The sequence below is a fragment of the Lysobacter yananisis genome, from assembly GCF_031199375.1.
In the GTDB taxonomy this organism is placed as follows: Bacteria; Pseudomonadota; Gammaproteobacteria; order Xanthomonadales; family Xanthomonadaceae; genus Lysobacter; species Lysobacter yananisis.
The window spans coordinates 2,184,349-2,210,381 of the sequence record NZ_CP133568.1; the positions used below are offsets into that span (position 1 = coordinate 2,184,349).

25 protein-coding genes and 1 pseudogene are annotated in these 26,033 nt (G+C 70.4%); 17 read left to right on the forward strand and 9 right to left on the reverse strand.

What is annotated here, in order from left to right; genetic code table 11:
- Nucleotides 1–61 precede the first annotated feature (61 nt).
- The gene (locus tag RDV84_RS09175) at nt 62–526 is read left to right on the forward strand and encodes an MmcQ/YjbR family DNA-binding protein (protein WP_309153152.1); all 465 of its coding nucleotides are present in this window, start codon (nt 62–64) and stop codon (nt 524–526) included.
- Here RDV84_RS09175 and RDV84_RS09180 read toward each other — a convergent pair.
- The gene (locus RDV84_RS09180; protein WP_309153153.1) at nt 444–1,862 is read right to left on the reverse strand and encodes an aminotransferase-like domain-containing protein; all 1,419 of its coding nucleotides are present in this window, start codon (nt 1,860–1,862) and stop codon (nt 444–446) included. The genes RDV84_RS09175 and RDV84_RS09180 overlap by 83 nt on opposite strands.
- A gap of 217 nt (nt 1,863–2,079) precedes the next feature.
- Between RDV84_RS09180 and RDV84_RS09185 the strand changes: the two genes are divergently transcribed.
- The 4 genes from RDV84_RS09185 (at nt 2,080) to RDV84_RS09200 (ending at nt 4,219) form a co-directional block, all read left to right on the forward strand.
- Entirely contained in the window at nt 2,080–2,400 is a 321-nt protein-coding gene (locus RDV84_RS09185; protein WP_057949339.1) for a hypothetical protein, read from the forward strand.
- Between the two features lie 41 nt (nt 2,401–2,441).
- Nucleotides 2,442–2,648: a twin transmembrane helix small protein gene (locus tag RDV84_RS09190; protein WP_057949338.1), complete on the forward strand. Its 207-nt coding sequence runs from the start codon at nt 2,442–2,444 to the stop codon at nt 2,646–2,648.
- 252 nt (nt 2,649–2,900) lie between these two features.
- Complete coding sequence (locus RDV84_RS09195) at nt 2,901–3,281, forward strand: cupin domain-containing protein (protein WP_309153154.1); 381 nt, start codon at nt 2,901–2,903, stop codon at nt 3,279–3,281.
- Nucleotides 3,278–4,219 carry an ADP-ribosylglycohydrolase family protein gene (locus RDV84_RS09200; protein ID WP_309153155.1) on the forward strand — a complete coding sequence of 314 codons (942 nt, stop codon included), beginning with the start codon at nt 3,278–3,280 and terminating at the stop codon, nt 4,217–4,219. Before RDV84_RS09195 ends, RDV84_RS09200 begins: the two co-directional genes overlap by 4 nt.
- A 25-nt stretch (nt 4,220–4,244) precedes the next feature.
- On the opposite strand, the gene RDV84_RS09205 is transcribed toward RDV84_RS09200, so the two are convergent.
- Nucleotides 4,245–4,589 carry a hypothetical protein gene (locus RDV84_RS09205; RefSeq protein WP_057949335.1) on the reverse strand — a complete coding sequence of 115 codons (345 nt, stop codon included), beginning with the start codon at nt 4,587–4,589 and terminating at the stop codon, nt 4,245–4,247.
- Between the two features lie 238 nt (nt 4,590–4,827).
- Here RDV84_RS09205 and RDV84_RS09210 point away from each other — a divergent pair, with 238 nt between their 5' ends.
- From RDV84_RS09210 to RDV84_RS09235, 6 genes are all read left to right on the forward strand, one after another.
- Nucleotides 4,828–5,802, forward strand: coding sequence for a DMT family transporter (locus tag RDV84_RS09210; protein WP_309153156.1), 975 nt, complete (start codon nt 4,828–4,830; stop codon nt 5,800–5,802).
- The gene (locus RDV84_RS09215) at nt 5,799–7,505 is read left to right on the forward strand and encodes a pyridoxal phosphate-dependent decarboxylase family protein (RefSeq protein ID WP_309153158.1); all 1,707 of its coding nucleotides are present in this window, start codon (nt 5,799–5,801) and stop codon (nt 7,503–7,505) included. The genes RDV84_RS09210 and RDV84_RS09215 overlap by 4 nt, the downstream gene beginning before the upstream one ends.
- Nucleotides 7,506–7,535: 30 nt before the next feature.
- On the forward strand, nt 7,536–8,780 hold the full coding sequence (locus tag RDV84_RS09220; protein ID WP_309153159.1) for a pyridoxal phosphate-dependent aminotransferase: 1,245 nt from the start codon (nt 7,536–7,538) through the stop codon (nt 8,778–8,780).
- A 454-nt stretch (nt 8,781–9,234) separates the two neighbouring features.
- Nucleotides 9,235–10,275: an L-tyrosine/L-tryptophan isonitrile synthase family protein gene (locus RDV84_RS09225; protein WP_309153160.1), complete on the forward strand. Its 1,041-nt coding sequence runs from the start codon at nt 9,235–9,237 to the stop codon at nt 10,273–10,275.
- A complete protein-coding gene (locus RDV84_RS09230; RefSeq protein ID WP_309153162.1) occupies nt 10,272–11,108 on the forward strand; it encodes a TauD/TfdA dioxygenase family protein in 837 nt (278 codons plus the stop codon). Before RDV84_RS09225 ends, RDV84_RS09230 begins: the two co-directional genes overlap by 4 nt.
- A complete protein-coding gene (locus tag RDV84_RS09235) occupies nt 11,105–12,565 on the forward strand; it encodes an FAD-binding protein (RefSeq protein ID WP_309153163.1) in 1,461 nt (486 codons plus the stop codon). Before RDV84_RS09230 ends, RDV84_RS09235 begins: the two co-directional genes overlap by 4 nt.
- 71 nt (nt 12,566–12,636) lie before the next feature.
- Here RDV84_RS09235 and RDV84_RS09240 read toward each other — a convergent pair whose 3' ends face one another.
- On the reverse strand, nt 12,637–16,092 hold the full coding sequence (locus RDV84_RS09240) for an amidohydrolase family protein (protein WP_309153164.1): 3,456 nt from the start codon (nt 16,090–16,092) through the stop codon (nt 12,637–12,639).
- A 33-nt stretch (nt 16,093–16,125) separates the two neighbouring features.
- On the reverse strand, nt 16,126–16,242 hold the full coding sequence (locus RDV84_RS26125; protein WP_425606422.1) for a DUF6053 domain-containing protein: 117 nt from the start codon (nt 16,240–16,242) through the stop codon (nt 16,126–16,128).
- Here RDV84_RS26125 and RDV84_RS26130 point away from each other — a divergent pair.
- Nucleotides 16,196–16,339 (forward strand): annotated as a pseudogene (locus tag RDV84_RS26130) (DUF6053 domain-containing protein); the annotation flags it as partial. The gene RDV84_RS26125 and the pseudogene RDV84_RS26130 sit on opposite strands and share 47 nt — an antisense overlap.
- 11 nt (nt 16,340–16,350) lie before the next feature.
- Here the strand turns inward: RDV84_RS26130 and RDV84_RS09245 are convergent.
- The 3 genes from RDV84_RS09245 to RDV84_RS09255 form a co-directional block, all read right to left on the reverse strand.
- Nucleotides 16,351–17,298 (reverse strand): DegV family protein, encoded by a 948-nt coding sequence (locus tag RDV84_RS09245; protein ID WP_309153165.1) that lies wholly within the window; start codon nt 17,296–17,298, stop codon nt 16,351–16,353.
- Between the two features lie 108 nt (nt 17,299–17,406).
- Nucleotides 17,407–18,039 carry a 2-hydroxychromene-2-carboxylate isomerase gene (locus RDV84_RS09250; RefSeq protein WP_078996913.1) on the reverse strand — a complete coding sequence of 211 codons (633 nt, stop codon included), beginning with the start codon at nt 18,037–18,039 and terminating at the stop codon, nt 17,407–17,409.
- Between the two features lie 10 nt (nt 18,040–18,049).
- On the reverse strand, nt 18,050–18,454 hold the full coding sequence (locus RDV84_RS09255) for a DUF1761 domain-containing protein (RefSeq protein WP_057949328.1): 405 nt from the start codon (nt 18,452–18,454) through the stop codon (nt 18,050–18,052).
- A 258-nt stretch (nt 18,455–18,712) separates the two neighbouring features.
- On the opposite strand from RDV84_RS09255, the gene RDV84_RS09260 reads away from it, so the two are divergent.
- The gene (locus tag RDV84_RS09260) at nt 18,713–19,222 is read left to right on the forward strand and encodes a hypothetical protein (protein WP_309153166.1); all 510 of its coding nucleotides are present in this window, start codon (nt 18,713–18,715) and stop codon (nt 19,220–19,222) included.
- Between the two features lie 117 nt (nt 19,223–19,339).
- Here the strand turns inward: RDV84_RS09260 and RDV84_RS09265 are convergent, their stop codons facing one another.
- Entirely contained in the window at nt 19,340–20,635 is a 1,296-nt protein-coding gene (locus RDV84_RS09265; RefSeq protein WP_309153167.1) for an amidohydrolase family protein, read from the reverse strand.
- 233 nt (nt 20,636–20,868) lie between these two features.
- Nucleotides 20,869–22,320, reverse strand: coding sequence for an amidohydrolase (locus tag RDV84_RS09270; RefSeq protein WP_309153168.1), 1,452 nt, complete (start codon nt 22,318–22,320; stop codon nt 20,869–20,871).
- Nucleotides 22,321–22,466: 146 nt separating this feature from the next.
- On the opposite strand from RDV84_RS09270, the gene RDV84_RS09275 reads away from it, so the two are divergent.
- From RDV84_RS09275 to RDV84_RS09290, 4 genes are all read left to right on the forward strand, one after another.
- Nucleotides 22,467–23,243 carry an AMP nucleosidase gene (locus RDV84_RS09275; RefSeq protein WP_057949325.1) on the forward strand — a complete coding sequence of 259 codons (777 nt, stop codon included), beginning with the start codon at nt 22,467–22,469 and terminating at the stop codon, nt 23,241–23,243.
- 274 nt (nt 23,244–23,517) lie between these two features.
- Nucleotides 23,518–24,468 carry a serine hydrolase domain-containing protein gene (locus tag RDV84_RS09280; RefSeq protein ID WP_309153170.1) on the forward strand — a complete coding sequence of 317 codons (951 nt, stop codon included), beginning with the start codon at nt 23,518–23,520 and terminating at the stop codon, nt 24,466–24,468.
- A gap of 122 nt (nt 24,469–24,590) precedes the next feature.
- Nucleotides 24,591–25,154, forward strand: coding sequence for a lysozyme inhibitor LprI family protein (locus RDV84_RS09285; protein ID WP_309153171.1), 564 nt, complete (start codon nt 24,591–24,593; stop codon nt 25,152–25,154).
- Between the two features lie 174 nt (nt 25,155–25,328).
- Nucleotides 25,329–25,886 carry a DUF924 family protein gene (locus RDV84_RS09290; protein WP_057949323.1) on the forward strand — a complete coding sequence of 186 codons (558 nt, stop codon included), beginning with the start codon at nt 25,329–25,331 and terminating at the stop codon, nt 25,884–25,886.
- Nucleotides 25,887–26,033 lie beyond the last annotated feature (147 nt).

Consider the following 26,033-nt stretch of genomic DNA (forward strand, 5'->3'; position numbering starts at 1 on the left):
CGATCTTTGCGCCGCGGCGAAACCCGCGCATGCTTGGCGACGGTCCTCACGCGCGAATCCGATGGACACCCACGCTCTCAAGAAAGTCTGCCGCAGCTATCCGGGCGTCGAGGAAAAACTCCACGCCGCGCCATCGAACATCCTGGTCTACAGCGTCGGCGGAAAGTTCTTCGCCTACTTCAAGACCAGCGAACCCGAACGCTGGCGTTTCAGCTTCCGGGCCGACGCCGAACGCTTCCTCGAACTGACCGGCATCCCCGGGATCAAGCCGGCGCGTTTCATGGGCCGGCACCACTGGGTCACCGTGGTCGATGTACGCCAGATGCCGGCCGACTACCTGCGCGAACTGGTGGACTGGTCGTACCGGCGCGCGCTCGGCAACCTCAGCCGCAAGCGCCAGGCCGAGGCCTGGCACGGGGCCAGCGCGGCGGTGCGCGAGCGGCTCACGCCGGTGGCGCCGCCGAAAGCGCGCCCAAGGTCGCCAACGCATCCTCGATCCGCGCATCGAGCGGGTGGCCGTAGTTGAGCCGCAGGCAGCGGCCGTAACCGCGTTCGGCCGAGAACATCGGTCCCGGCGCGATGCTGATGCCGCGTTGCGCGGCCTGCCGCTGCAAGGCCAGCGCGTCGCGGCCCGGCGGCAGTTCGATCCAGAGGAAATAGCCGCCGTCGGGCCGGGTGACGCGGGTGCCGGCGGGGAAGTGCCGCGCCACCGCGTCCAGGTATGCGGCCTGCTGTTGCGCCAGGGTCTTGCGCAGCCCGCGCAGGTGGCGCTCGTAGCCGCCGCGCTGCAGGTAGCGCGCGATCGCCAGCTGCGCCGGCACGCAGGTCGCCAGGGTGTTGGTGAGTTTGAGCCGCGCGACCCGCTGGGTGTAGCGCCCCGGCGCGGCCCAGCCGATGCGGTAGCCCGGCGCCAGGGTCTTGGAGAACGAGGAGCAGTGCAGCACCAGCCCGCGCGTGTCGAAGGCCTTGGCCGGCGGCGCCGCGCGCGCGCCGAAGTGCAGCTCGCCGTAGACGTCGTCCTCGATCAGCGGCAGGTCGTAGCGCGCGAGCAGTTGCACCAACTCGCGGGTCTTGGCTTCGGGCAGGCTGGCGCCGAGCGGATTCTGGAAGCGGGTCATCGCCCAACAGGCCTTGGGCGCGTGGCGGCGGATCGCCGCTTCGAGCGCGCCGAGCTCGATGCCCTCGCGCGGATGGGTCGGCACTTCCACCGCGCGCAAGCCATGGCGTTCCAGGGTCTGCAGCGCGGCGTAGAAACACGGCGATTCGACCAGCACCGCGTCGCCGGGGCGGGTGGTCGCGGCGATGCACAGGTTCAGCGCTTCGATCGCGCCGTTGCAGACCACCAGGTCGCCCGCGCCGAGCTCGACGCCTTCGACCCGGTAGCGCAGGGCGATGTGGCGGCGCAGTTCGGCGTTGCCCGGGGTGAGGTCGTCGACGGTGCTGCGCGGGTCCAGGTGCACCGCCTCGTGCGCCATCGCCCGGCCGAGCCTGGCCAGCGGGAACAGCGCCGGACTCATGAAGGCCGAGCCCAGCGGCACGATCTCGCGCGCCATCGCCGACTCCAGCACGTCGAACACCAGCGCGCTGACATCGACCGGCCGCGACTCGCCGCGCGGCGCCGAGGCCGTGTCCGGTTCCGGCGGCAGCCGTTGCGCGGCCGGCGCGACGTAGTAGCCCGAACGCGGCCGCGACCGCACCAGTCCCTGCGCCTCGAGCAGGTAATAGGCCTGGAACACCGTGGCCGGACTGAGCTTGCGCGCCGCGCTCGCTTGGCGCACCGACGGCAGCCGCTGCCCGGGCCGCAGCAGCCCTTGCCGGATCGAGCGGGCGATGTCGTCGGCGAGGGATTGGTAGCGGGTCATGTCGGGGGGCTCGGGACCGGGGACCCGGGACCGGGGACCCGAAAAGCGGGGCGTTGACCAGGCTTGCCGTCCGGGTCCCGAGTCCCCGGTCCCCGGTCCCGTTCTCCAGCTTTTGTGCGACTGATCCGGTTTTTTGCTCCGAATCTGAGTCTACGCAATCTGAGCCGATAGACGAACAATGGACCCCGCAGCAAAGGCTGCGCAAGCGTCCAACGACATGAACCCGCAAATCGAACTCAACCTGGCGTTGATCCTGTTCATCCCCTGGTTCTCGATCCTGGCCTGGCTGTTCTGGGCCTACCCGCGCCAGCCGCGCTCGGCCGCGCGCACCGTCTTCGACAGCGCCAGCCTGGTCCTGGCCACGCTGGCGGCGTTCTGGGGCATGCACTGGGGCATGTACAACGCCGATCCGCACGCCGGCGCCATCTGGAAGCAGGTGCTCGCGACCTCGGTCGCCTACGGCCTGTTCCTGGCGGTGATGACCGCGGCGCTGCTCGCGCGCTGGCGCTGGCTGCGCGCACGCCGCGTCGCCGCCTGACTCTTCCGTTCCCCCATCGCCCATCCGGGCAAGGTCGCACCATGAAACTGCTGTTCGTCGCCGCGTTTCTCGCCGTGATCGTCTACAACCTCGGCGCCGGCCTGTACTACATGCTGGTCGACAAGGGCACCAGCAAACGCACCGTCAACGCGCTGACCCGGCGCATCGGTTTTTCCATCGCGCTGATCGCGCTGGTGGTCGTGGGCATCGCCACCGGCGTGGTCCAGCCGCACGGCGTCGGCGTCTGATCCGCGCCCGCGCGGACGCCGCCTAGGCGCGCGCCGGCGCCGGCGCGATATTAGCCGCGATGCCCTGCGACAGGGCGAGCGGAGCGGCGCCGGCATGGATTCGGCGGGGCCTGGGTCGGGTGGTTGGCGGCGATCGCAGCGGTCGTCGCGCAATGCCGGCTGGCGCGGCGCGGCGGGTGCCGGATCGCCGTCGGACTGGCTGCCGCCCGGCAGCGCTAGACTCGGCGCTCCCGCCCCGACCGAACGCGAACCATGACCGAGCCGCGCATCGTCCGCCGCGACGAACCGACCGAGTTCTACCTCAGCGAACGCTGCCACGTGGTCGAACACTGGAACTCGCCCGACGATGCGCAGGCCTCGATCGCCCGCATCCGGGTCGCGCCGGGCACGACCACGCAACTGCACCGCCTGCGCGGCACCGCCGAGCGCTATCTGATCCACACCGGTCGCGGCCGCATCGAAGTCGAGGGCCTCGCGCCGGCCGAAGTCGGCCCGGGCGACACCGTCTTCATTCCCGCCGGCGCCGCGCAGCGCATCGCCAACCTCGGCGACGACGACCTGATGTTCCTGGCGATCTGCACCCCGCGCTTCGTGCCGGAGTGCTATCAAAACCTCGAGTCGGCCGACGCATGAACGCCGTCGCCGCGCGACCCGAACTGAGCGAACGCTACCTCGGCTGCCTGCTCGGCCTGGCCTGCGGCGACGCGGTCGGCACCACCGTGGAATTCAAGGTGCGCGGCGATTTCGCGCCGCTGACCGACATGACCGGCGGCGGCCCGTTCGGCCTGCGCGCGGGCGAATGGACCGACGACACCTCGATGGCGCTGTGCCTGGGCGCGAGCCTGCTGCATTGCCGCGGCTTCGATCCGCGCGACCAGATGAACCGCTATTGCAACTGGCGCGCGCACGGTTATCTCAGCAGCAACGGCGAGTGTTTCGACATCGGCGCGACGGTGAGCGCGGCGTTGGACCGTTACCTGCGCAGCGGCGATCCCTACGCCGGCGATCCCGGCCCGCGCGCGGCCGGCAACGGCGCGCTGATGCGGCTGGCGCCGGTGCCGATGCTGTGGCGGCGCGATCCCGAGCGCCTGCGCCGCTACGCCGCCGAATCCACCCGCACCACCCACGGCGCGGCCGAGGCGCTGGATTGCTCGCGCCTGTTCGCCAGCCAAGTGCGCGCGGCGCTGATGGGCGCCGGCAAGGAAGCCGTGCTGACGCCGGCGATGCCGCCGCCGCAAAGCGAGAAAGTCGCGGCGATCCACGCGCGCGGCTATGCCGGCAAGCACGAGGACGAAATCCGCGGCAGCGGCTACAGCGTCGAGTCGCTGGAAGCCGCGTTGTGGTGCTTCCTGCATACCGACTCGTTCGAGGCCGCGATCCTGCGCGCGGCCAACCTCGGCGAGGACGCCGACACCACGGCGGCGATCTGCGGACAGGTCGCCGGCGCGTTCTACGGCGTGCAGGGCATTCCCGAAGCCTGGCTGCAGCGCCTGGTCATGCGCGAGGACATCGCAGCGATGGCGCAGGCGCTGCTGGTCTTGTCGGACGAACCGTTCGAGACGGCGGAGTAGCGCACGCCCCGCCGCCGCGGGCGGCTCAGGCCGCGGTCACGTCGCGCAGTTCCCAGCCGCTGCCGGCGAGCAGGCGCAGGCGGTGCTTGAGCACGGTGCCCGACAGCGCGGTCACCACGGTCAGGTCCATGCGCAGGTCGCGTTGTTCGCCGACGACGGTGGCGTTGGGGTCGGTCGCGCCGAGGCTGGGATCGACCTCGTCCGGATCGGGCTGCTTGGCGCGCCAGCGCTCGAACAGCGCATCGCTGCGCAGCGCGTCCTGCAACTGCGCGGCGAAGCCCTCCGAGCTGATCGCGGTGAAGGACAGATCGGCATCGCTGCCGCGGGCGCGGTCGGCGTCGGGAATGCTGAGGAAGTAACGGGTGGCCATTCGCATCTCTCGGTGAGTGGGCGCGTTCAGATTAATGAGCGACGCATGGGTCGGGCGTGAATGGGGTCGAAGGACCGCGCCTAAGCGATCCTGAATTCCAAAGCCCGTCATGCGCCGCGTTTGCCGACCCTGTCGGCCGGTGGATCTGTGATTGCCCGCGCAACCGTTGAGACGGGCGCGCACGACACTGCGCGGCCGATGCGCGGCCCCGGGCCGCCGTTCTACAAGGACGTAATTCATGATCACCGCAACCCGCGCGGGCGCGCCGCTGGCGGCCATCGCGCTGGCGCTCGCCGCCGGCACGCTGTGGGGATCGCTGGGACTCATCACCCGCGCGCTGCTCGGTTACGGCCTCGGCGCGGCGCAACTGGCGCTGCTGCGCCTGGGCGGCGCGTTCGCGATCACCTTGCTGGCCGCGCTGGCGATGCGCCGGGTGCGCGCGTTGAGCCTGCGCCAATGGGCTTGGCTGGCGGCGATCGGCGCGGTCTGTCAGGCGCTGGGCAGCGTGTCGTTCTCCGCCGCGGTCGACGGTGCCGGCAGCAGTCTCGCGATCGTGCTGCTGTGCATGGGGCCGCTGTTCACCGCCGCGATCAACCGCCTGTGCTTCGGCGAACGCCTCGACGGCGCGGCGTGGCGGCTGGTGCTGCTCGCGTTGTCCGGACTAGCGCTGAGCGTGCTGTGCGGTCGCGGCGAACCCGCCGCCGCCGGATTGTTCGCCGCGCCGTGGTATGTCGGTGTCGCCTGGGGCCTGTTGTCGGGCCTGTGCTACGGCCTGTTCCCGATCTTCGCGCGCGCGCTCGGTCCGCTCGACACCTGGGTGGTGGTGAGTTTCAGCCTCGGCCTCGGCGCGGCGTGCCTCGCGTCGCTGCACGGCGCCGCGCCGGCTGCGTGGCCGGCGCTGTCGGACGTTCCCGCGTGGCTGTGGATCGCGGCCTTGATCCTGATCCCGACCGTGTTCGCCGACGTGCTGTACGTGCGCGCGATCGCGCTCGGCGGACCGATGCTGGCGACGGTGTTCGCGCTAGTCGAAGTGCCGGCCGCGGCGCTGTACGCGCGCTGGTGGTTGGGCGCGCCGATCGTGCCCGCGCAGTGGTTCGGCATCGCCCTGTTCTGTTCCGGCCTGGCCGGGTTGGCGTGGCGCCGCGGCACGGCCGCGGCGGCGCCGGCGGCTGCGGCCGATCTTCCCGCCGTGCAACCGGAGACACCGTCATGACCATGCTGCAACGCCTCGCCCTGCCGCCCCAAACCGAACCCGCGTCCGCGCCCGCTGCGCCGGAACGCATGCAAGCGTTGATCGAGCGCACCCTGGAACTGGACCGCCACGTGCAACGGCGCGCGCGCGCCGATCTCGCCGCCTTGCCGGAACTGGCGCTCGCGCCGGACGCGCGCGCCGCGCTGGGGCCGAAGTATCCGGCGCGCGCGTTCGCTTACCTGGAGGAGCTGGATCGCGGCGACGACGATGCGCCGGCCGCCGAGGCGGCGCTGCTCGACGAGGCCGCGCGCTACTTCCGCGGCGCGATCCGCCCGCAGTCGCCGCATTCGCTGTTCAACATGGTGCCCGAGCCCAGCGTCGAAGCCACCGCCGCGGCCTGGTTGGCCACCGCGTACAACGCCAACAGCCTGATGGACGCGTTCGGCGGCGAAGCGCTGCTGATCGAGCAGCAGGTCGCGCGCAAGATCGGACGCTGGGCCGGCTGGCCGCAGGCGATGGGGATCTCCTGCAACGGCGGCAAGTTCACCATCATGTACGCGATCAAGTCGGCGCTGAGCCGGATCGCGCCGGAGTCGATCCGCGACGGCCTGCCGCGTGACCTGGCGATCCTGTGCAGCGAAGGCGCGCACTATTGCGTCGAGCACGCCGCCAGCCTGCTCGGCCTGGGCTCGGGCCGTTGCCTGCGCGTGCCCAGCGGCAGCGACGGACGCATGCGGCCCGAGGCGCTGCGGCGCATGCTCGACGAACAGCACGCGCAAGGGCGCCGGGTCGCGGCGATCGTGTGCTGCGGCGGCACCACGATCAACTTCAACTGCGAAGACGCGCGCGAGGTGCGCGAGATCGCCGACGCGTTCGCGCGCGAACGCAAGCTGCCCGCGCGGCCCTACCTGCACCTGGACAGCGTGATCGGCTGGCTGTACCTGAGCCTGCTCGACGCCGACGAAGCGCAACTGCGCGAGCGCGTGCCCGATCCGCGCAGCCGCGCGCGCATCGCCGAAGTGCTGCGCCGTCTGCGCGGCGTGGACGGCTTCGATTCGCTCGGCGTGGACTTCCACAAGGACGGCCTGTGCCCGTACGCGAGCAGCTTCTTCGTCGCCCGCGACCGCCGCTTCATGGACGAACTCGGCGACGGCAGTTATCGCTACGGCGAACAGGATTTCCAGTACGGCCAGTTCCGCGCTTACCGCTACACCTTCGAAAACTCGCGGCCGGGGCAGGGCATCCTGGCGGCGTGGATGAACCTGCGCCGGCTCGGCCGCGCCGGCTACGCCGACTACCTCGCCGGCCTGCACCAGGCGCGCGACGCGCTCGCCGACGCGCTGCAGCGCCACGGCCTGTTCCGCGTGCTCAACCGCGCCAGCCTCGGCTGGGAGCTGGTGTTCGAGGCGCCGTTCGCGCCGGACCTGCTGGCGCTGGCGCCGTCGCGGCAGGACCTCGCCCTGGGCTTCATGCAGGAGTGTTGGGACCGGGTCAACGCCGGCTACGACCTGCCGTTGTTCAGCATCGTGCCGGGCTATCGCATCGACAACGATCCCGATGCGGTCACCACCGGCTTCCTGCTGTATCCGATGCAGCAACGCAGCGACGCGCAATGGGATCGCGCGGTGGCGCTGATCGCCGCGCAGTTCCACGACTTCCAGGCCCGGCTGCGCGCGCAGCCGCGCGCGCTGAGCGCGAGCGCGTTCGAAAAACCCATTCGCTGATCGTCACTCCCCGAATCCGGAACCGCCGCCATGAACCCGATGACCGACCCCGCGCCGGCGCAGTCCGCGCCGCGCGACGCTTTCGCCTTGCTCAAGACCCTGGCCGAGCGCCACCGCGCGCGCCAGGACGCGCCTGGTTTCGCCGGCGCGCCGCTGTTGGACCTGTCGATCGGCAATCCCGATCTCGCCCCGGAGCCGCGCTGGCGCGAACGCCTGCAGCACTACGTCGGCCGCGACGACCTGCACGGCTACGGCGAATTCCGCGCCGACCTCAACCTGCGCCTGCGCGAGCGCTTCGCCGCCTACTACCAGCGCCGCTTCCTGCCGGCCGGCGCGCCGGCGCTGCTGGATCCGCAGCGCCACGTGGTCGACCTGCTCGGCTCCAAGGAGGGCATCTTCCACAGCCTGTTCGCCTGCCTGAAACCCGGCGAGGCGGTGTTGATGCCGGATCCGTCCTACACCGTCTACCAGAGCACCGCGCGCCTGCTCGGCGCGCGGGTGGAACTGTTCGCCTGCGACGAGCGCGGCCAGCCGCGGCTGGAGTCGATCCGCGCCGAGCAACTGCACGGCGCGCGGGTGCTGGTGATCTGCTCGCCGAGCAATCCGACCGGCATCGCGCTGTCGCCGGCCAAGCTCGACGAGGTGCTGGACTTCGCCCGGCGCCACGACCTGTACGTGCTGATCGACCGCGCCTACGCCGAGATCGCGTTCGAGCCGCCGCGCGGCGGCGTGCTCGGCGGCGCCGCGTTGCCGGCGCCGGGCGCGCTGGAGCGGGTGCTGGAACTGCACAGCCTGAGCAAATCCTGCGGCCTGGCCGGCTGGCGCATCGGCTTCGCTGCCGGCGCGCCGGCGTTGGTGGCGAAGATCCGCGCGGCCAAGTTCAACGCCGACTTCGGCACCTTCCTGCCGCTGCAATGCGTGGCCGCGGAGATGCTCGACGAGCTGGAAACCATCGCCGCGCGCAACAGCGCCGTCTACGCCGCGCGCATGCGCCGCTTCGTCGACGGCGCCGCCGCGCTGGGTTGGCGGATCGCGCCCTCGCACGGGACCTTCTTCCTGTGGGCGCCGCTGCCGCCGGGTTTCGAGGGCGACGATCTGGACTTCGTCGAAGCCCTGCTCGACGCCACCGGCGTGCTGGTCGCTCCCGGCAGCGGCTTCGGCCCGGGCGGCGCGGGCCGGGTGCGGATCGCGCTGGTGCAGGCCGAGGCCGTGCTCGACGAAGCGCTGCGGCGGCTGCGCGCGTGGCCGGCGTTGCGCCGCGACGCGGCGGCCTGAGCGCGCGCGCGGCCGATCCGGCCGCACGACGCGAGCCGCTGCATCGCACGTGAAGCCGACTCCATCGCGGCCGCATCCGTTCTGGATGCGGCCGCTGGCGACGCGTGGGCGCGAAAGCGCGACGCATCGCTCATGTTCGGCGGTCCTCGCATCGGCGTCGCATCGGCGCATTCGTACGGGCTCGTACGAAAGTGCTTAAGGTTTCACGGCTTGTGCATGACGCAGTCGCGCAAGCGTCGCATCGGAAAAGCGCGGCTTTTCGGTCGTCGAAGAGTCTTGTGCGCGCGATCGCATGCAGCGCCGCACCACGAAGCGATCGCGTCGCGTCGCCGATGGCGCGCGCATCGCGACGAGGTGCAATAAGAAGAATGCGGGCAGTCACAAACCCGCAACGGCAACGAAGATCGCGAAAGAATTGATGTAGGGTCCGGCGGGTTCGTCGCGTTATCGATACATGTCGGGGCGACTCGACGCATGTCGAAGCCAGTCAGTGCGAGGCGCCATGTCCGATCCATCCGTTCGCGAACATGCGGCGAGGATACTCGCCGAAGTCATGAAGCATCGGCGCAGTCCGGCGCGGTGCGCCTGCAAGGGCGCGCTGTGTTCCGACGCCTGCGTGCGGCCGCATCTGGATCGCGTCGCCAGGGCGGTCGAGCGTGCGCAGCCGATCGTTTTCATCCTGCCGTCGTTCCCGGGCAAGTCGCCGAACCCGGCCAAGGTGCTCGGCCCGATGCCGGACATGGCCGAGCGCGCGTCGCTGACCTTCCTCAATACGCTGTGCCGGAAGATCGGCGAGCGCCATGCGCCCGGTGCGCGGCTGATCCTGTGTTCGGACGGTCGCGTCTTCAGCGACGCGGTCGGACTGCACGAACCGGACGTCACCGCGTACCAGCGCGGAATCGAGTCGATCATCGAAGAACTGCGGCTGGAGGCGCTGAGCACCTTCAACCTGGACGACTTGTTCCCCGGCTGCGACTTCGCCGAGATGCGCTCGCGCCTGATGGCGCGCCACGGCCGGCCGCTCGACGACCTGCGCGCGGCGGTGCGCGCCGGCGGCGAAGCGCGGCAGATCTATTGCGGGATCACCCGCTTCCTGTTCGAGGACGCGCTGCGGCCCGACCTGGGCATCAGCCGCACCGCATTGCAGAAACTCTGCCGCGAGCGCGCCTATCACGTGGTGCAGCGGAGCAAGGCCTGGGACGGGCTGCTGGCGGGCGAGTTTCCCGATGCGGTGCGGTTGTCGATCCATCCGCAGGGCTGCGGCAGCGGCAAGATCGGCATCCACATGATGGCGACCGCGGACGAATGGCTGACGCCGTGGCACGGCGTCGCCGCGCTCGCGAACGGCAGCTTCACCTTGATCAAGCGGCGCGAAGCCGAGGCGGCGGGCGCGCGGATGGTGTTCCGCGACGGCCGGCCGAGCCATTACGTCCTGCGCGCGGCGTCGCCGCGCGACCCCACGGGCGCCGTCTGCGGCGCGAAGGAGCCGAAGTGAACTACCAGATGTCGCCGATGCAGCCGTTCGGCCTGATGCTGCGGCCCGCGGGCGGCGCGGTCGACGTGCGCGAGCTGCCGATCGCCGAGCTGCGCGAGCACGTTCGCCGCCATCGCCTGCTGGCGCTGCGGGGTTTCGGCTCGTTCGCCGGGGCGGAGGATTTCGCCGACTATTGCGAAGGCTGGGGCGAGGTCAGCCTGTGGCCGTTCGGCAAGGTGCTCGAACTGGTCGAGCACGAGGCGCCCGAGGACCACATCTTCGACAACAAGTACGTGCCGCTGCATTGGGACGGCATGTACCGCAAGCAGGTGCCGGAGTTCCAGGTCTTCCACTGCGTCAGCGCGCCCGCGGCGGCGCAGGGCGGACGCACGACGTTTTCCGACACCGCCGGCGCGCTCGAGCGCGCCGCGCCCGGCCTGCGCTCGCTGTGGAGCCGCGCGACCGGGGTCTATCGGCGCAAGATGGAGTTCTACGACAGCAAGACCATCGCGCCGGTGGTGACCGCGCACCCGGTGCGCGGATTCCCGGTGATCCGCTACAACGAGCCGCCCGCCGCCGACGCGGCCGGCTTCGTCAACCGGCCCGACCTGGAGTTCGTCGGCGTCGAGCCGGACGAACTCGGCGAATTCCACCGCAGCCTGCACGAGGCGCTGTACGCGCCGCAGAACCTGTACGCGCACGCCTGGCAGGACGGCGACGTGGTGGTCACCGACAACTACACCCTGCTGCACGGCCGCGAGGGCTTCGTCAGCGGCGCGCCGCGGCACCTGCGCCGCGTGCACGTGCTCGGCGATCCGCCGCTCGACAATCCGCACCTGGTGGCCTACGAATGAGCCGCGAGGACACCGACCTCGTCATCGCCGGCGCCGGACCGGTCGGGTTGCTGTGCGCCTACCTCGCGCAGCGCTGCGGCTTGCGCACGGCGATCGTGGACAAGACCGCGGGGCCGCTCGAAGCCGGACGGGCGGACGCGCTCAACGCGCGCACGCTGCAGCTGCTGGAGATCGCCGACCTGTTCGACGCGCTGTACCCGCAGGGCAAGACCTGCGACACCAGTTCGGTGTGGGCCGACGGCGCCTTCGTCTCGCGCCAGTCGGCCTGGTGGAAGGCGCTGGACGGCTGTTTCCACAAGCACTTCCTGATGCTCGGGCAGTCCCACCTGGAACGCTTGCTCGACGACAGGCTGAAAGCGCTGGGCGCGCCGGTGCTGCGCGATACCGCGGTCGAACAGGTCGAACTCGGCGAACGCGGCTGCCTGACGCGGCTGTCGGACGGACGGACGCTCGCATCGCGCTTCGTCATCGGCGCCGACGGCTCGCGCTCGCCGCTGCGCGAGGCCTTCGGCATCGGCTTCGAGATCCGCCGGCCGCAGCTGATCTGGGCGGTGATCGACGGGGTCGTCGAGACCGACTTCGCCAAGGTGCCGGAGATCATCGTGTTCCAGGCGGAGACCTCCGACGTGGCCTGGATTCCGCGCGAGGGCGACCTGGATCGCTTCTACGTACGCATGGACACCCAGGAATTCAGCTTCGAGCAGGCGGTGGCCAAGATCAACCGGGCGATGCGCCCGCACACGCTGCGTTTCAGCGAGGTGGCGTGGTTCTCGCGGTTCTCGGTCAAGGAGGCGGTGGCCGAGCGCTATGCGGTGGACAACCGGCTGTTCCTGGCCGGCGACGCCTGCCATATCCATTCCGTCAACGGCGGCCAAGGCCTGAACACCGGCCTGGCCGATGCGTTCAACCTGATCTGGAAGATGCACCTGGTGCTGCGCCACGGCGCCCCGCAGCGTCTGCTCGCGAGCTATCAGGACGAGCGCAAGCCGGTCGCTTTGGGCGTGGTGGAGACCTCGAGCCAGCTGGTGCATTCGACCAAGTACTCCAGCGGCAACACCCATGCGCAGGACTACGTGAAGATCGTCGAGCGGCGCGCCGGCTACATCACCGGCATGGGCATCGCCTACGGCGACGCCGCCGTCGATGGCGACGCCATCTGCGGCAAGCGCCTGCTGGATTTCATGGTCCGCCGCGGCGACGCCCTGGTGCGGGTCTATTCGTTGCTGGATTACCGGCGCTTCGCCCTGCTGCTGTTCGGCGATTGCCGCGAGCCGGCGGAGTTGCCGGCGTTCGTCGAGGCGATCCGGATCGACGCGCCGGACTCGCCGTACCCGGATGGGATGCTCCTGGTCCGGCCCGATGCGCATATCGCCGCGGCCGCGCCCGGCGACGGCGGCGCGGCGATCCTCGCCTGTCTCGATGCGTTGATGCAGCGCGAGACCGTGGCGATGGCCTGAGCAGCCGCCGCGCGCGCCGATCGTGCACGCCGACCGCGCGCGCGGCGATGCCGCCCCGACCGCGGCGAGGCTTACTCCTCGTCGTGGTCGTGCGCCTGATGCGGCCCGTGCCCCTTCGGGCAATGGCAGACCGAGGTCGGCCCGTACTCGGCGCCGAAGGTGCGGCCGTCGCGGTGGCGCTGCCAGTAGAAGAACGGCGCCTTCTCGGCCTTGTTGCCGATCTCGGCCATGTCCGCGTCGACGTCGAACAGGCGGCCGTCGACCATCACATAGCGGGTGTCGATGGTGGCGCGGATGTTCTCCAGCGGATTGGTATTGAGCACCACCAGGTCGGCCTTCTTGCCCGGTTCCAGCGAACCCAGCGACTTCGCCAGGCCGAGGTAATCGGCGCCGTCGATGGTCGCCGCGCGCAGCGCCTCGAAGTTGCTCATGCCGCCCTGGGTCAGCATCCAGATTTCCCAGTTCGCCGACAGGCCCTGCAACTGGCCGTGGCCGCCGACCTGGATCTTGATCCCCGCGTCGCGCAGCTTCTTGACCGACTTGGACACCTGCACATGCCAGTAGTCCCAATCCGGCGCGGTCTCGCGGCGGATCGAGCGCGCGTCGAGGGTCTCGCGCGGGAAGAAGCGGTTGAGCTTCTTGTCCTCCCAGACGTTGTCGCGCGCATACCACCAGTATTCGCCCGACAGGCCGCCGTAGCTGACCACCAGGGTCGGGGTGTTGCGCACGTCGGTCTGCCGCCACAGCTCGACCACGTCCTTGTACAGCGGCGCGACCGGGATGTTGTGCTCGATGCCGGTGGCGCCGTCGAGGATCATCGGCAGGTTGTGGTTGAAGGTCGAGCCGCCTTCCTCGACCACCAGCATGCCGAGCTCGCGCGCGGCCTGGTTGATCTGCTGGTGCTGCTCGCGCCGCGGCTGGTTATAGCTCTTGACCGAGAACGCGCCGTTGGCCTTCATCCGGCGCAGGTGGCTGCGCGCGTCGTCGAGCGAGTTGACCACCGCCTTGAAGTCGCCGTCGGCGCCGTACAGGATCGTGCCGGTCGAGAACACGCGCGGGCCGACCATCTTGCCGGCCTTGACCAGTTCGGATTCGGAGAACACGAATTCGGTGGTCGCCGAGGGGTCGTGCATGGTGGTGATGCCGAACGCGAGGTTGGTGTAGTACGCCCAGTTCTGCTGCGGCACCACGCCCTGGCCGAAGTGCGCGGCGTGCGCGTGCACGTCGATGTAGCCCGGCAGGATGGTCTTGCCGCTGGCGTCGATGCTGCGCGCGCCGGCCGGCACCGCGGTCGACGCGCTCGGACCGACCGCGACGATCTCGTTGCCGCGCACCACCACGGTCGCGTCCTCGATCACTTCCTGCGCCTTGTCCGCATCGCGCATGGTCACCACCCGCGCATGGGTGAAGGCGACGGTGTCCTTCGGCGCGTACACCGGCACCTCCAGCCCGACCGCGATGCCGCGCTCGTCGGACGAGGGCTTGGCGATGCTCGCCGGCGCGCCCGGCAGGAACGCGAAGGCCTGGTTGAGCGCGCGCGAGTGGTACTGGTTGCCGACCATCCAGTGCAGCGAACTGGAATCGGCCGACCAATGCAGATAGCTGCCGACGTCGGCGCTGACCGGCGCCACCGGCAGCGCCTTGCTGTCGCGGCTGAGTTCGACCGAGCCGGTGCCGGTCATCATCGGCGCGACATAGGCGTTGAACAGTTCGGTAAACGCGACCCACTTGCCGTCGGGGCTGAGGCTGATCGAATCGACGTACTTGAGGTTGAAGACTTCGCGCTCGTCCTCGCCGTTCAAGCCGACCGACATCAGCTTCTTCTTCAGCCCGCCGCCGGTGAGGTAATACACGCGGCTGCCGTCGGCGCTGAACTGCGGCGACTCGCCGCTGGCGGCCACGCGCGTGGGCTTGCCGCCGTCGGCGCTCATCACGTAGATGCCGCGGTCGACCGACCACAGGCTGCCGGTGAGGCCGCCGCCGCCGGTCTTGGCGTAGACGATGCGGCGCCCGTCCGGCGAGAAGCGCGGGCTGTAGAAGAAGCCCTTGTCCTGGGTCAGGCGCTTGCCGCCGCCGCCGCCCGCGCCGGTGACGTAGATCGCGCTGAGCGCGGCGTCCGACCACGTCGTGTAGAGCAGCTTGGATCCGTCGGCGCTGAAGCTGGGCTGGTATTCGTAGAGGTTGTCGTTGCCGGTCAGGCGTTCGGGCCTGCCGTCGGGGAGGCGCTTGCGCCACAGCTGGCCGACCGCGTGGAAGATCAGGGTCTTGCCGTCGGCGCTGGTGGCGACGTCGCGGATCATCTTCGGATCGAAGCGGCCGGCGTCGAGTTTCTGTTCGAAGCGCAGCGCCTGCGCCGCGGTCTGTTCGACGTGGGCGCTGAACGGAATCTGCGCCGGCTTGCCGTCGGCCATGCCCACGCGCCACAGCCTGCCCTGCGCCCAGATCACCACCGACCTGGAGTCCGGGGTCCAGGCGAAATTGGCGTAGGGGCCGAAGATCGCCCAGGCTTCCTGCATGTCGTGCGAGAGCCCGTCCCACACCGGCCGCGCTTCGCCGCTGGCGAGGTCGAGCACGTGCAGCACCGACTTCTCGCGGATGCGCTTGACGAAGGCCAGCGACTTGCCGTCGGGCGAGGGCTGCGGGCGCACCGCGCCGCCGGCGGTGTCGATCACCGTCGCGGTCTTGCCGGTCTGCCGGTCCAGGCGCTTGATCGCGTAGATGGTGTCGTGCGGGTTCTTGTTGTACTGGAAGCTCGGGCCGCCGGTGACGTCCTCGGAGAAGTACACGTAGCGGCCGTCCGGCGACACCGCCGGCTCGCCGAGGTCCTGCTGGTCGTTCTTCTGCTTGGTCAGCTGCAGGCCGCCGCCGCCCGCGGCGGCGTGGTAGATCCACAGCTCGCCGGCGCCGAGCGAGCGCTCGCCGGTGAAGTGCTTGCGGCCGATCAGGTACTGGCCGTCCGGCGTCCACGCCGGGTTGTTGAGCAGGCGGAAGTCTTCCTTGGTCACCGCGACCGGATTGGCGCCGTCGCGGCTCATCCGCCACAGGTTGTTGCCGCCGCCGCGGTCGGAGGTGAACGCGATCTGGCGGCCGTCGGGCGAGTAGCGCGGCTGCACGTCCCAGGCCGGGCCTTGGCTGATGCGCCGGGCCTGGCCGCCGCCGATCGGCAGCAGGTAGATGTCGCCGAGCAGGGAGAAGGCGATCTCGCGGCCGTCGGGCGACACGTCCAGGTCCATCCAGGTGCCTTCGTCGGTGTCGAAGGAGATGGTCTTGGTCGGGCCGTGGGCGGCGTTGACGTCCCACTTCTTCTCGTCCTTGTCGCCGGCCTTGGCCGCGCCCTTGGCGGTCGCCGCCGGCGCGCGCGCCGGGTCGGTGCCGGCGGGCTTGAGCGCGTCCTGTTCGAGCTGGGCGGCGGGCTTGTCGGCATCCTGGCCTGATTTGTCCTGGGGCGCCGGCGGCGGCGTCTGGGCGAAGACCGGAGCGGCGAGCGCGCTGGCGAGCGCGAGGGCGAGCAGGCGGTGGCTGGGCATGGAGCGGATACCTGGGACGGACAGTCCCGCAGGCTAACCCGGCGCGCGTGGTGCGGGCCTGGGCTGGAAGTCCTGTTCGCCGCGATGCGGGGCCGCCGCTGTCGTGGGAGGGCCTTCAGGCCCGACGCTTTCCGGTCCGATCGCCGCGATCTGGAACGGGGCCGCCGCTGTTGTGGGAGGGCCTTCAGGCCCGACGCTCTTCGCTCAGGTCGCCGCAGTCTGGAACAACAGCATCGGGCCTGAAGGCCCTCCCACAGCTCAGCCGTCCCAGGCCGCCTGTTCGGTCGCCAGCCCCAGCGCCAGCGCGCCCTTGCCGATGTTGACCATGCCGGTCAGGCTCATCAGGCTCTCGAACAATTCCACGCCGTGCTGTTCGCAGGCCAGGCGCAAGGTCTGGTAGCCGGGCAGGGCGCGCAGTTCGGCGAGTTCTCCGCCGTAGCTCAGGCACACGGTCGGTGTCAGCAGCTCGTTGCGGCTCACCCGCCGCGCGGCGAATTCCAGCAACTTCTGCGCCGCGGCCTCGTACGTCTTGATCTTGGCGATCGGGCCGGTCTCGCCGCGGTTGCAGTGCAGCACCGGCTTGATGTCGAGCGCGGTGCCCAGGGTCGCGCTGAGGAAACTCACGCTGCGGTCGCCGCGGTGGCGGGTGCGCGCGCGCAGGTAGTTGAGGTCGCGCGGGATCAGATAACCGTGGGTGGCGTTGACCAGTTGCTCCAGCCGCGCGCGGATCTTCGGCGGCGGCTCCTCGGCCGCGCGCATGCGCACCGCCTCGACCGCGGTGATGCCCTGCGCGGCGAACAGGTTCAAGGTGTCGATCACCCGCAGCGAGAACGGCGTGTTGAAGCCGGCGGCGCTGCGCACGGGCTTGTAGTCGTTGAGGATGGCGAAGCTGGCTTGGTTGGCGTTCTCGAACACCGGACTGCGGGTCTTGGTGATCGTCATGCAGAACACGTAGTCGTAGTCGATCGCCAGTTGGCTCACGAACAGGTCGCGCACCTGCTGCACGGTGAACGGCGTGGTTTCGGCCTCGAAGCCGCGTTCGGCCAGGTGCGCCTGCAGGAACTGCAGGGTGGCCTCTTCGTTGCGGTGGTCGGCCAGCACGGCCTGGCCGATGCGCACGGTGATCGGCAGCAGGTGGATGTGGTGCTGCTGGAGATACTCCAGCGGCAGGTCGCAAGCGGAGTCGACGACGATTCCAATGCGCATGGGTCCCCCCCCGGGTTCTTGGCGCGTGGCTATCGAATGTGACCGGCAGCATACCCGCGGCGACACCGGCCGCGCACTCACGCAGGCCGGCGACGGTCGGGCGTTCATTCAGGCCCGGCGCTGCACTCCGATGGGCAACTGCAGCAGCCGCTGCATTTCGGGATCTTCAAGCATTTCCGGATGTTGCAGCGCGTCAAGGGCGAAATCGTGTGCATCGTTGCCCCAGAACAGGTCTGATCCGATGCTCAGCGTGGGCACGCCAAATACACCGGCAAGCAGAGCCGCTTCGGTATTCGCGCGCAATGCGGTCTTCACCGACTCGCTGGCGAGCGCCTCGGCCGGCACGCCCAGGCCGGCCGCGACCGGGCCCAGCGCCTCGACGCTGTCTCCTTCGCGGCCCTGGCCCCAGATCCAGTCGAAGATCGCCTCCACCGCCTCGGGCGTGTTGCCGGCGGCCACGCTCAGGCGCAGCGACGCCAGCGGATTGAACGGATGCGCCGGCGGGAAGCGCAGGCGCACGCCCGCGCGCCGCGCCTGCCACAGCACGTGGCGATAGGTGAACTCGCGCTTGCCCGGGATTTCCGCCGGACCCTTGTGGCTGTGCGCGGCCAGCACCGCGCCGAACGCCACCGGCACCAGCGCGACCGGCCGCTGCGCGGCGAGCGCGCGCACCCGTTGCCACTGCAGGTAGGCGAACGGCGAGATGAAATCGAAGTACCAACGCAGCGCGGGGGCGCTCATCGCATGCTCCTTATTTCCAGGCGCCGAGGATCACGCCGTAGAGGACGAACTGGACGATGTGGTAGCCGCTGTCGATCATCCACAGCTTGAGGCTGCGGCCGGCGAAGGCGTAGTTGATGCCGAAGCTCATCGAGACGAAGAACAGGCCGACCACGAAACCGACGCCGAAGCCGTCGACCGCGGTGGCCTGCGGCGGCATCAGCGCGGCGAAGATGGTCGCCGACAGCAGCGCGCAGACGATCGCGGTGGCGAACACGCGGCCGGCGTGGGCGGGCTTGGCGTCCGGATCGACCCCGGCCTCGCGGCACCAGGTTTTCTTGAACAGGGGCCCGTACCACAGCCCGCCGAGGACGAACGAAGACGCGGTGGCGGCGGCGATGGCGAGCCAGTTGACCTGGTCGAGCGGGACGTTCATGCGGGGCTCCGGAGGCGGTGCTGAGGCGGTTGCGTGAGGCGGGCGCCCGTCCATGCGCGGCGGGCGCGCGACGGCGTGGCGCGCTGTGCGGCAAGCATACGCCGTGGCGGCGGGACGGGGCGTTCGCGGCGCGGGCGCCGGCATCGGGGGCGCGGGTGTAGGCGGTGTGGACGCAGGCGGCGCGTCGCGTCCGGCGCTGGCGCGAGCGCGTCAGGCTCGCGCGCGGCGGGCTATCGCCGCGGACCGGCGTCGGGCATTGTGCCCGGCATGACCGCAACCCTCGCCGCGCGCATTCGCGATTCGCGCATCGCCTCGACCGCAGCGTTGCTGCTGTCCTTCGCCCTGCCGTTTCTGTGGGCGCTTTCCACCACGCTCGTCTGGCAACTGGGCAAGCGGGTGCCCGGCAGCGTGACCGATACCGCGATCGCGTTTCCGTCCGGACTGGCGTTGATCGCGATCGTGCTCGCCGCATGGCTGATCGGCTTCGTCGCGCTGCGGCGCCGGGTCCGCTCGCAGCGGCGCGCGGCGTGGATGGCCAACACCGTGGCGGTGGCCGCCTTCTGCGTCTGTTTCACCTGGCAGTTCGGCAGCGCGGATTGGAACCCGCGGCCGGAAGCGGGGCTGACCAATTTGTTCCCGCTGCGGTTCGCCTTCGCGCTGGCGGTGGCGTATCTGGTCAGCGCCTGCGCGGCGGCGTATCTGGCGCCGCGGCAGCCGCGTTCGCCGCAGATGGGAGCGAAGACGGGAGCGCCGGACGCGCAGGCCTGAGCCGGGCGTCGCGGCGCGTAGGCAAATCCAGCGAATCGTTGAATCGCCGAATCGGCGCGGTCGTCCGCCGCGCCGCGCGCAACGCGGCCAGCGCTCAGGGCGCCGGCCGCGGCCGCTTCAGCGCCCCGCCGGCAGCGGATACGCGCGCGGCAGGCCGTTGTCCGGATGCAGGTAGCGATCGCGCAGTTCGGTCTGGCGGCTGCGCATCTGGATCGCGCGGCCGTCCATCCACACCTGCAGCGCGACGCTGGCGACGTCGAGCGGATCGCCGCTCCACAGCACCAGGTCGGCGCGCTTGCCCGGGGCGATCGCGCCGACTTCGCCGGCCACGCCGAAGGCTTCCGCGGGCACTCGGGTCAGCCCGGCGAGGCCGTCGGCCCAAGGCAGCCCGGCGGCGACCGCGTTGCCGGCCAGCTGGCGCACCTTGCGCGCGTTGTGCGAGGCGCCGCCTTCGCTGAAGCCCACCGCCACGCCGGCGGCGCGCAGGCGCGCGGCGTTCTCCATGCTGGCGCCGACCTGATCGAAATCGCTGGGCAGGTTCGACAGCGGATTGACGAACACCGGCACCTTGGCCGCGGCCAGCTGCGGCGCCAGCCGCCAGCCTTCGGCGCCGCCGGCGATGGCGATGCGCAACTGGTGCTTGGACGACCAGCGCAGCAGCTGGCGAATGTCGGCGGCGCGGTCGACGCCGAACACGATCCGGCCGCCGCCGCCGAAATACTTCTGCAGCGCGGCGCGGCCGGCCGGGGTCAGCAGCGCGGCGTGGTTGTCGGGGGTAATGCGGCCGCGGGTTTCGTCGATCAGCTGGTCGAGGATCATCCACTGCGCTGCGCGCGAGCTGCCGCTCAGGCCGAGGCTGTCCTTGCCCAGGCGCACGAACAGCACGCGCGGGCCGATCGGGTCGGCGCCGCCGTCGAGGCGTTCGACGCCGCCTTGGCCGGCGACGATGGAGCCGCCGGTGGCGGTGCCGGCGCCGAGCAGGGTCCAGCCGATGCCTTCGATCCGGGTCACCGGGATCAGCACCGAATCGGGGTTGTAAGCCAAGGTCACGTCGAACTCCGGCCGCACCGTCATTTCCTTGGTGTCGGCGCCGAGCGCGACGGTCTGGTCGACCGTGGACTTCTCGCCGGAGACTTCCTCCAGGCCGATCTCGGTGATGCCGCCGAACAAGGTCGGCGTGACCGGCTTGCCGGCCGCGTCGATCACCTGCGCGCCGGCCGGCGCGCTCAGGCCCTTGCCGACCGCGCGCACCACGCCGCCGGACACCAGCACGTCGGCGTTCTCCAGCGAGCCTTGCGCGCTGGCGGTGTGGACGGTGGCGTTGCGGATCAGCAGGTTCTGCGCGGACGCGGCGAAGCTGGCGCACAGCAGCGCGGCGGCGAGGGCGGTGCGCGTGGCACATGGACTGCTCATCGTGGCTCTCGCTAACCTCGTTCCAGCGAAAATTTCCGCCGTCATTCCGGCGAAAGCCGGAATCCATTTTGATTTTGCTCTTGCGTTCATCGCGCTCCGTCCACCTTCGCCGTTTGCGCGAGCAACAGCAAAATGGATTCCGGCTTTCGCCGGAATGACGGGTGAAGGAGACGGCGACGGGGGCTGCGAAAGCGCCGGCGAAAAAATCCGCGAAGCGAGCGGAGAGAAGCGGCTCATCGCACGTCTCCCGCCGCCGCGCCCTGCGCCGCCGGCTGGCCGAGCATGAAGTCCGACTTGGGTTGGCGCGAGGGATCGTTGCGGTCGTAGACCCGCGCGCCGTCGATATAGACCTGCTCGGCCTTGGCGTAGACGCTGAAGGGATTGCCGTTCCACACCACCACGTCGCCCATCTTGCCGGCCTCCAGGGTGCCGGTGCGCTCGCCGATGCCCAGCGCCTTGGCCGGGTTCTGGGTCAGCCAGCGGATCGCGCGTTCCGGCGCGATCTCGATCCCGGCCAGGCGCGCGTGCGCGATCACCTTGGCCGCTTCCTGGTTGAGCCGCTGGATGCCTTCTTCCGAATCCGAATGCACGATCGCGCAGCTGTTGGCCGGGCGGTCGACGATCGCGATGTTTTCCTGGATGCCGTCGAAGGCTTCCATCTTGAAGCCCCACCAGTCGGCCCACAGCGCGCCGCAGACGTTCTCGGCGGCGAGCCGGTCGGCGATCTTGTAGGCCTCCACGCCGTGGTGGAAGGCGCTGACCTTGAAGCCGAACTCCTTGGCCAGGTCGAGCATGGTGGTCATCTCGTCCGCGCGGTAGCAGTGGATGTGGACCAGGATGTCGCCCTTGATCGCGCCGGCCAGGGTGTCGAGCTTGAGGTCGCGCTTGCCGCCGGTGTCCTTCTCGCTGTCGCTCGCGGCCGGCGCGCCGGAACTCTGCCACCAGCGTTTCTTCGCCGGCTTGGCGGCCTTGGGCGTGGTCTTGCGCAGGTACTCGCTGGCGTCGATGAAGGCCGCGCGGTAGCCGGCGACGTTGCCCATGCGCGTGCCTGGCGAGACGTTGCGGCTGCCGTAGACGCGCTTGGGGTTCTCGCCGCAGGCCATCTTCAGGCCCCACGGCGCGCCGGGGAATTTCATCGCCTGGTAGCTGCCGGCAGGCACGTTCTTGAGGGTGACGCCGCGGCCGCCGATCAGGTTGGCCGAGCCGGGCAGGATCTGCAGCGAGGTGATGCCGCCGGCCAGGGCGCTGGCGAAACCCGGGTCTTGCGGCCAGATCGAGTGCTCGGCCCAGACGTTGGGGGTGACCGGGCTGGTCATCTCGTTGCCGTCGCTGTGCGCGCCGACGCCCGGGCTGGGGTAGACGCCCAGGTGCGAGTGCACGTCGATGATGCCGGGGGTGATCCACTTGCCGCTGGCGTCGACCCGGGTGGCGTCGCCCGGCGCGTCCAGGCGGCTGCCGACGGCGACGATCTTGCCGTCCCGCAGCAGCACGTCGGCGCCGTCCAGGCGCTGGCCGGTGCCGGTCAGCACGGTCGCGCCTTGCAGCAGCACCGGGCCGGACGCGACCGGCTTGTAGGTGCTGGGGTAGGGGTCCTGGGTGTAGCGCGAGGCGGGCGCGGGCGCCGCCGCCTGCACCGCGCCGGCGAGCAAGACCAGGCCGCAGCCGGCCAGGAAGGGTCGGAACATGGTTTCCCCCGAAGAACGCGGACGATGGCACTGGCGCCGGGGCCAGCCCCGGAACCGTAGCCGCCGCCCGCCACCGTGCCAACCCTGACGATGGTCATGGCCGTGCGACAATGGTCGGACTACAACAACAAAAAAGGGAAAACCCCATGAAAGACAAAGAACAGATCGTCGAGAACTGGCTGCCGCGCTACACCGGCGTGCCCCTGGACCAGTTCGGCGACCACGTCCTGCTGACCAATTTCGGCGGCTACCTGCACACCTTCGCCCGCCTGACCGGCGCCGAAGTGGTCGGCCTGGACCGGCCGATGCCGAGCGCCACCGCCGACGGCATCACCATGATCAACTTCGGCATGGGCAGCCCCAACGCCGCGACCATGATGGACCTGCTCTCGGCGATCATGCCCAAGGCGGTGCTGTTCCTGGGCAAGTGCGGCGGGCTCAAGCGCAAGAACGAACTCGGCGACCTGGTGCTGCCGATCGCCGCGATCCGCGGCGAGGGCACCTCCAACGATTACCTGCTGCCCGAAGTGCCGGCGCTACCGGCGTTCGCGCTGCAGCGCGCGGTATCGACCACCATCCGCGACCTCGGCCACGACTACTGGACCGGCACCGTCTACACCACCAACCGCCGGGTCTGGGAGCACGACGAAGCGTTCAAGGAACGCCTGCGCGCGATGCGCTGCATGGCCATCGACATGGAAACCGCGACCGTGTTCGCCGCCGGCTTCGCCAACCGCATCCCCTGCGGCGCGCTGCTGCTGGTGTCGGACCAGCCGATGATCCCGGAGGGCGTCAAGACCGAGGCCTCCGACGCCAAGGTCAGCGCCAGCTATGTCGACAACCACATCGGCGTAGGCATCGAGGCGCTCAAGCTGATCCGCCGCCACGGCAAGTCGGTGCGGCACCTGCGCTTCGACGAGTAAGCGCCACGCTGCGCCGCCGAGCGCGGCGCGGCGGCCCCGGCCCGCGCCGTTGCGTCGGCGCGGGTACGGCAATGACTGTCGGCACGAGCCCGCATCGGCCCGATAGGCGATGCTGCAGGTCCTCGGAGCGGTCGCGCCGGTCGCGCGCGCCCATCCCGCCACCTCTACGCGAGGCATTCGCATGCGTGCCGCATCCCGCTGGTTGCTTGGTTTGTGTCTGTGCGCTCCCTTCTTCGCCGCCGCACAGACGACCGCCGACCCGGCGCTTGAGCGCGTGCTGTCACGCTGGGACGGCGACGCCCGCGCCGACCTCAAGGCCGTGGTGGTGCTGCGCGACGGGCAACTGGCGGCGCAGCGCTACTACAACGGCAACGACGCGCAGTCGCTGCACGACATCCGTTCGGCCGGCAAGAGCGTGACCGCGTTGCTGGCCGGGATCGCGGCCGACCGCGGTCGCCTGCGCTTCGATCAACCGGCCGCGCGCTGCCTGCCCGGCGCGGGCCAGGCGCTGGCCGGCGCGCGCGTGAGCGATCTGCTGAGCATGCGCTCGGGCCTGGACGCCGACGACGAGAACCCGCAGTCGCCGGGCAACGAGGACCGCCTGGACGAGGCCGCAGACCCCGTGGCGTTCGCCTTGTCGGCGCCGCGGCGCGAGCCGCCGGGGACGCGCTACGTCTACAACTCGCTGACCGCGTACCTCGCCGGCCTGTGCGTGGAAGGCGCGACCGGGCAGCCGCTGGACGCGTTCGCCGACGCGCATCTGTTCGCGCCGCTGGGCATCGCGCACTGGCGCTGGCAGCGCGACGTCGGCGGCCACGCCAAGGGCCAGGGCAACCTGTCGCTGCGCGCGGGGGATTTCGCCCGCATCGGCCAGATGGCGCTCGACGATGGCCGCTGGCAGGGGCGCGAGATCGTGCGCGCCGATACCTTGCGCGCGATCCTGGCGCCGCGCGCGCGCATCGGCGCGGTCGATCCCTACGCCGACGAGTACGGCTACATGTGGTACCGCAAGCGCCTGCGCGTCGGTGCCGGCGAAATCCCGGTGGTGTTCGCCTCAGGCAACGGCGGCAACAAGCTCTACCTGGTGCCGTCGCTGCGCATGGTGGTGGCGATCCAGTCCAGCGCCTACGGCCGCGGCTACGGCCAGCGCCGCTCGCAGGACATCCTGCGCGCGCTGCTCGGCGCCGCGCCGACGCGCGCCGACGGAACTGAGAAATCGCGCTGAACGCTTCATGGATTGTCATAAAACCCCTATTTTTATAGGGGTTTTGCGACGCGCGACACGCGACATCCGAAGGCCTGAGACCCCCGGGCGCGACACTGTGCTCCACGACCGGAGGACAGGTCATGGAACAGCTCATCTTCACCGTCATCGGCGCCCTGCTCACCTGGGCCTTCTATTTCATCCAACGCATCGCCGAGCGTCGCGGTACCGTCGACGCGATCGAGCGCGGCAAGCAGTTGCTCGCGCTCAAGCAGGAACTGGACGGCGCGCACACCAGCGTCGAGGAACTGCAGCGCTTCGAGAGCCGCCTGATCGGCAAGGCCGAGCACGCCGCGCGGGTGGCCGACAGCTACGTCGGCAAGGCCGAGGCGATCGCCCGCGACCAGGGCGATGCCGCGGTCAGCCAGGCCGACATGAATCAGCAGGCCGTGGCCGAGCTCGGCCGCGAGCAGGCGCGCCTGGACGCGGTGGTCGCGCATCTGCGCGACCGGCTCGACGACGACGGCCGTGCCGCGTTCGAGCGCGTGCACGACGCCTGGATGGCGTTCCGCGAACAGCATGCGCGCTTCGTCGCCCAGTCGTATTCCTCCGGCTCGGTGCGGCCGCTGATCTACGCGGTGACGATGGAGAGCATCACCGTGGCCTGGATCAACGAACTGGAGACCCAGCTCGGCGAAGGCGCCTGATTGCCGCGCGGCCGGCGATCCCCCCTTGTAGGAGCGGCGCGAGCCGCGACCGCGACATCGCGCCTACGACGCAAGCGCGGTTTCGCGGTTGCGGCTCGCGCCGCTCCTACAGTCGTGCTTCGGGCTTCGGGCTTCGTGCTACGGTGCGGCCCTGTCCCCCAAGCCGGATCCGCCATGTCCGTCACCGCCCAAGAAGTCGTCGCGTTCTGGCGCGACGCCGGCCCCGACCGCTGGTTCGACCGCAGCGACCGCTTCGACCAGCAATGCCGCAGCGGCTTCCTCGAAGCGCATTTCGCCGCGGCGCGGCGCGAGCACGACGACTGGGTCGAACGCGACGCCGAGTCGGCGCTGGCGTTGCTGATCCTGCTCGACCAGATCCCGCGCAACGTGTTCCGCGGCAGCGCCCACGCCTTCGCCACCGATCCGCTGGCGCGCCATTACGCCCGGCGCGCGCTGGAATTGGGCCACGACCAAAAGATCGAGGCGCCGCTGCGGCCGTTCTTCTATCTGCCGCTGGAGCATTCCGAAGATCTCGCCGACCAGCAGCGCTCGGTCGAACTGCACCGCGCCCTGCCGCCGTCGGCCGACGGCAGCGATCCGGCGCAGTGGGCCGTGCAGCACCAACAGATCGTCGAGCGCTTCGGCCGCTTTCCGCACCGCAACCCGGCGCTGGGCCGGGCGACCACGGCCGAGGAGCAGGCCTATCTCGACGGCGGCGGCTTCAAGGGCTGAGGCGCGCGGCTGGTTCGGCGCGGCCGTCGCGCCGTGATGCGGATGCGGCCCGGCGCGGTCGAGGCGGATAGCGACGATACGCAGCGCCCACGCGCGAGCAAGAACGAAAAGGCCGCGTAGAAACGGCGCGGGGCGGCCAAGGCTGCG

What these genes read in the sequence shown, in the direction of transcription:
- RDV84_RS09175 (WP_309153152.1), top strand. Translation starts at nt 62, where the DNA reads ATGGACACCCACGCTCTCAAGAAAGTCTGCCGCAGCTATCCGGGCGTC.
- RDV84_RS09180 (WP_309153153.1), bottom strand. Translation starts at nt 1,862, where the DNA reads ATGACCCGCTACCAATCCCTCGCCGACGACATCGCCCGCTCGATCCGG.
- RDV84_RS09185 (WP_057949339.1), top strand. Translation starts at nt 2,080, where the DNA reads ATGAACCCGCAAATCGAACTCAACCTGGCGTTGATCCTGTTCATCCCC.
- RDV84_RS09190 (WP_057949338.1), top strand. Translation starts at nt 2,442, where the DNA reads ATGAAACTGCTGTTCGTCGCCGCGTTTCTCGCCGTGATCGTCTACAAC.
- RDV84_RS09195 (WP_309153154.1), top strand. Translation starts at nt 2,901, where the DNA reads ATGACCGAGCCGCGCATCGTCCGCCGCGACGAACCGACCGAGTTCTAC.
- RDV84_RS09200 (WP_309153155.1), top strand. Translation starts at nt 3,278, where the DNA reads ATGAACGCCGTCGCCGCGCGACCCGAACTGAGCGAACGCTACCTCGGC.
- RDV84_RS09205 (WP_057949335.1), bottom strand. Translation starts at nt 4,589, where the DNA reads ATGGCCACCCGTTACTTCCTCAGCATTCCCGACGCCGACCGCGCCCGC.
- RDV84_RS09210 (WP_309153156.1), top strand. Translation starts at nt 4,828, where the DNA reads ATGATCACCGCAACCCGCGCGGGCGCGCCGCTGGCGGCCATCGCGCTG.
- RDV84_RS09215 (WP_309153158.1), top strand. Translation starts at nt 5,799, where the DNA reads ATGACCATGCTGCAACGCCTCGCCCTGCCGCCCCAAACCGAACCCGCG.
- RDV84_RS09220 (WP_309153159.1), top strand. Translation starts at nt 7,536, where the DNA reads ATGAACCCGATGACCGACCCCGCGCCGGCGCAGTCCGCGCCGCGCGAC.
- RDV84_RS09225 (WP_309153160.1), top strand. Translation starts at nt 9,235, where the DNA reads ATGTCGGGGCGACTCGACGCATGTCGAAGCCAGTCAGTGCGAGGCGCC.
- RDV84_RS09235 (WP_309153163.1), top strand. Translation starts at nt 11,105, where the DNA reads ATGAGCCGCGAGGACACCGACCTCGTCATCGCCGGCGCCGGACCGGTC.
- RDV84_RS09240 (WP_309153164.1), bottom strand. Translation starts at nt 16,092, where the DNA reads ATGCCCAGCCACCGCCTGCTCGCCCTCGCGCTCGCCAGCGCGCTCGCC.
- RDV84_RS09245 (WP_309153165.1), bottom strand. Translation starts at nt 17,298, where the DNA reads ATGCGCATTGGAATCGTCGTCGACTCCGCTTGCGACCTGCCGCTGGAG.
- RDV84_RS09250 (WP_078996913.1), bottom strand. Translation starts at nt 18,039, where the DNA reads ATGAGCGCCCCCGCGCTGCGTTGGTACTTCGATTTCATCTCGCCGTTC.
- RDV84_RS09255 (WP_057949328.1), bottom strand. Translation starts at nt 18,454, where the DNA reads ATGAACGTCCCGCTCGACCAGGTCAACTGGCTCGCCATCGCCGCCGCC.
- RDV84_RS09265 (WP_309153167.1), bottom strand. Translation starts at nt 20,635, where the DNA reads ATGAGCAGTCCATGTGCCACGCGCACCGCCCTCGCCGCCGCGCTGCTG.
- RDV84_RS09270 (WP_309153168.1), bottom strand. Translation starts at nt 22,320, where the DNA reads ATGTTCCGACCCTTCCTGGCCGGCTGCGGCCTGGTCTTGCTCGCCGGC.
- RDV84_RS09275 (WP_057949325.1), top strand. Translation starts at nt 22,467, where the DNA reads ATGAAAGACAAAGAACAGATCGTCGAGAACTGGCTGCCGCGCTACACC.
- RDV84_RS09285 (WP_309153171.1), top strand. Translation starts at nt 24,591, where the DNA reads ATGGAACAGCTCATCTTCACCGTCATCGGCGCCCTGCTCACCTGGGCC.
- RDV84_RS09290 (WP_057949323.1), top strand. Translation starts at nt 25,329, where the DNA reads ATGTCCGTCACCGCCCAAGAAGTCGTCGCGTTCTGGCGCGACGCCGGC.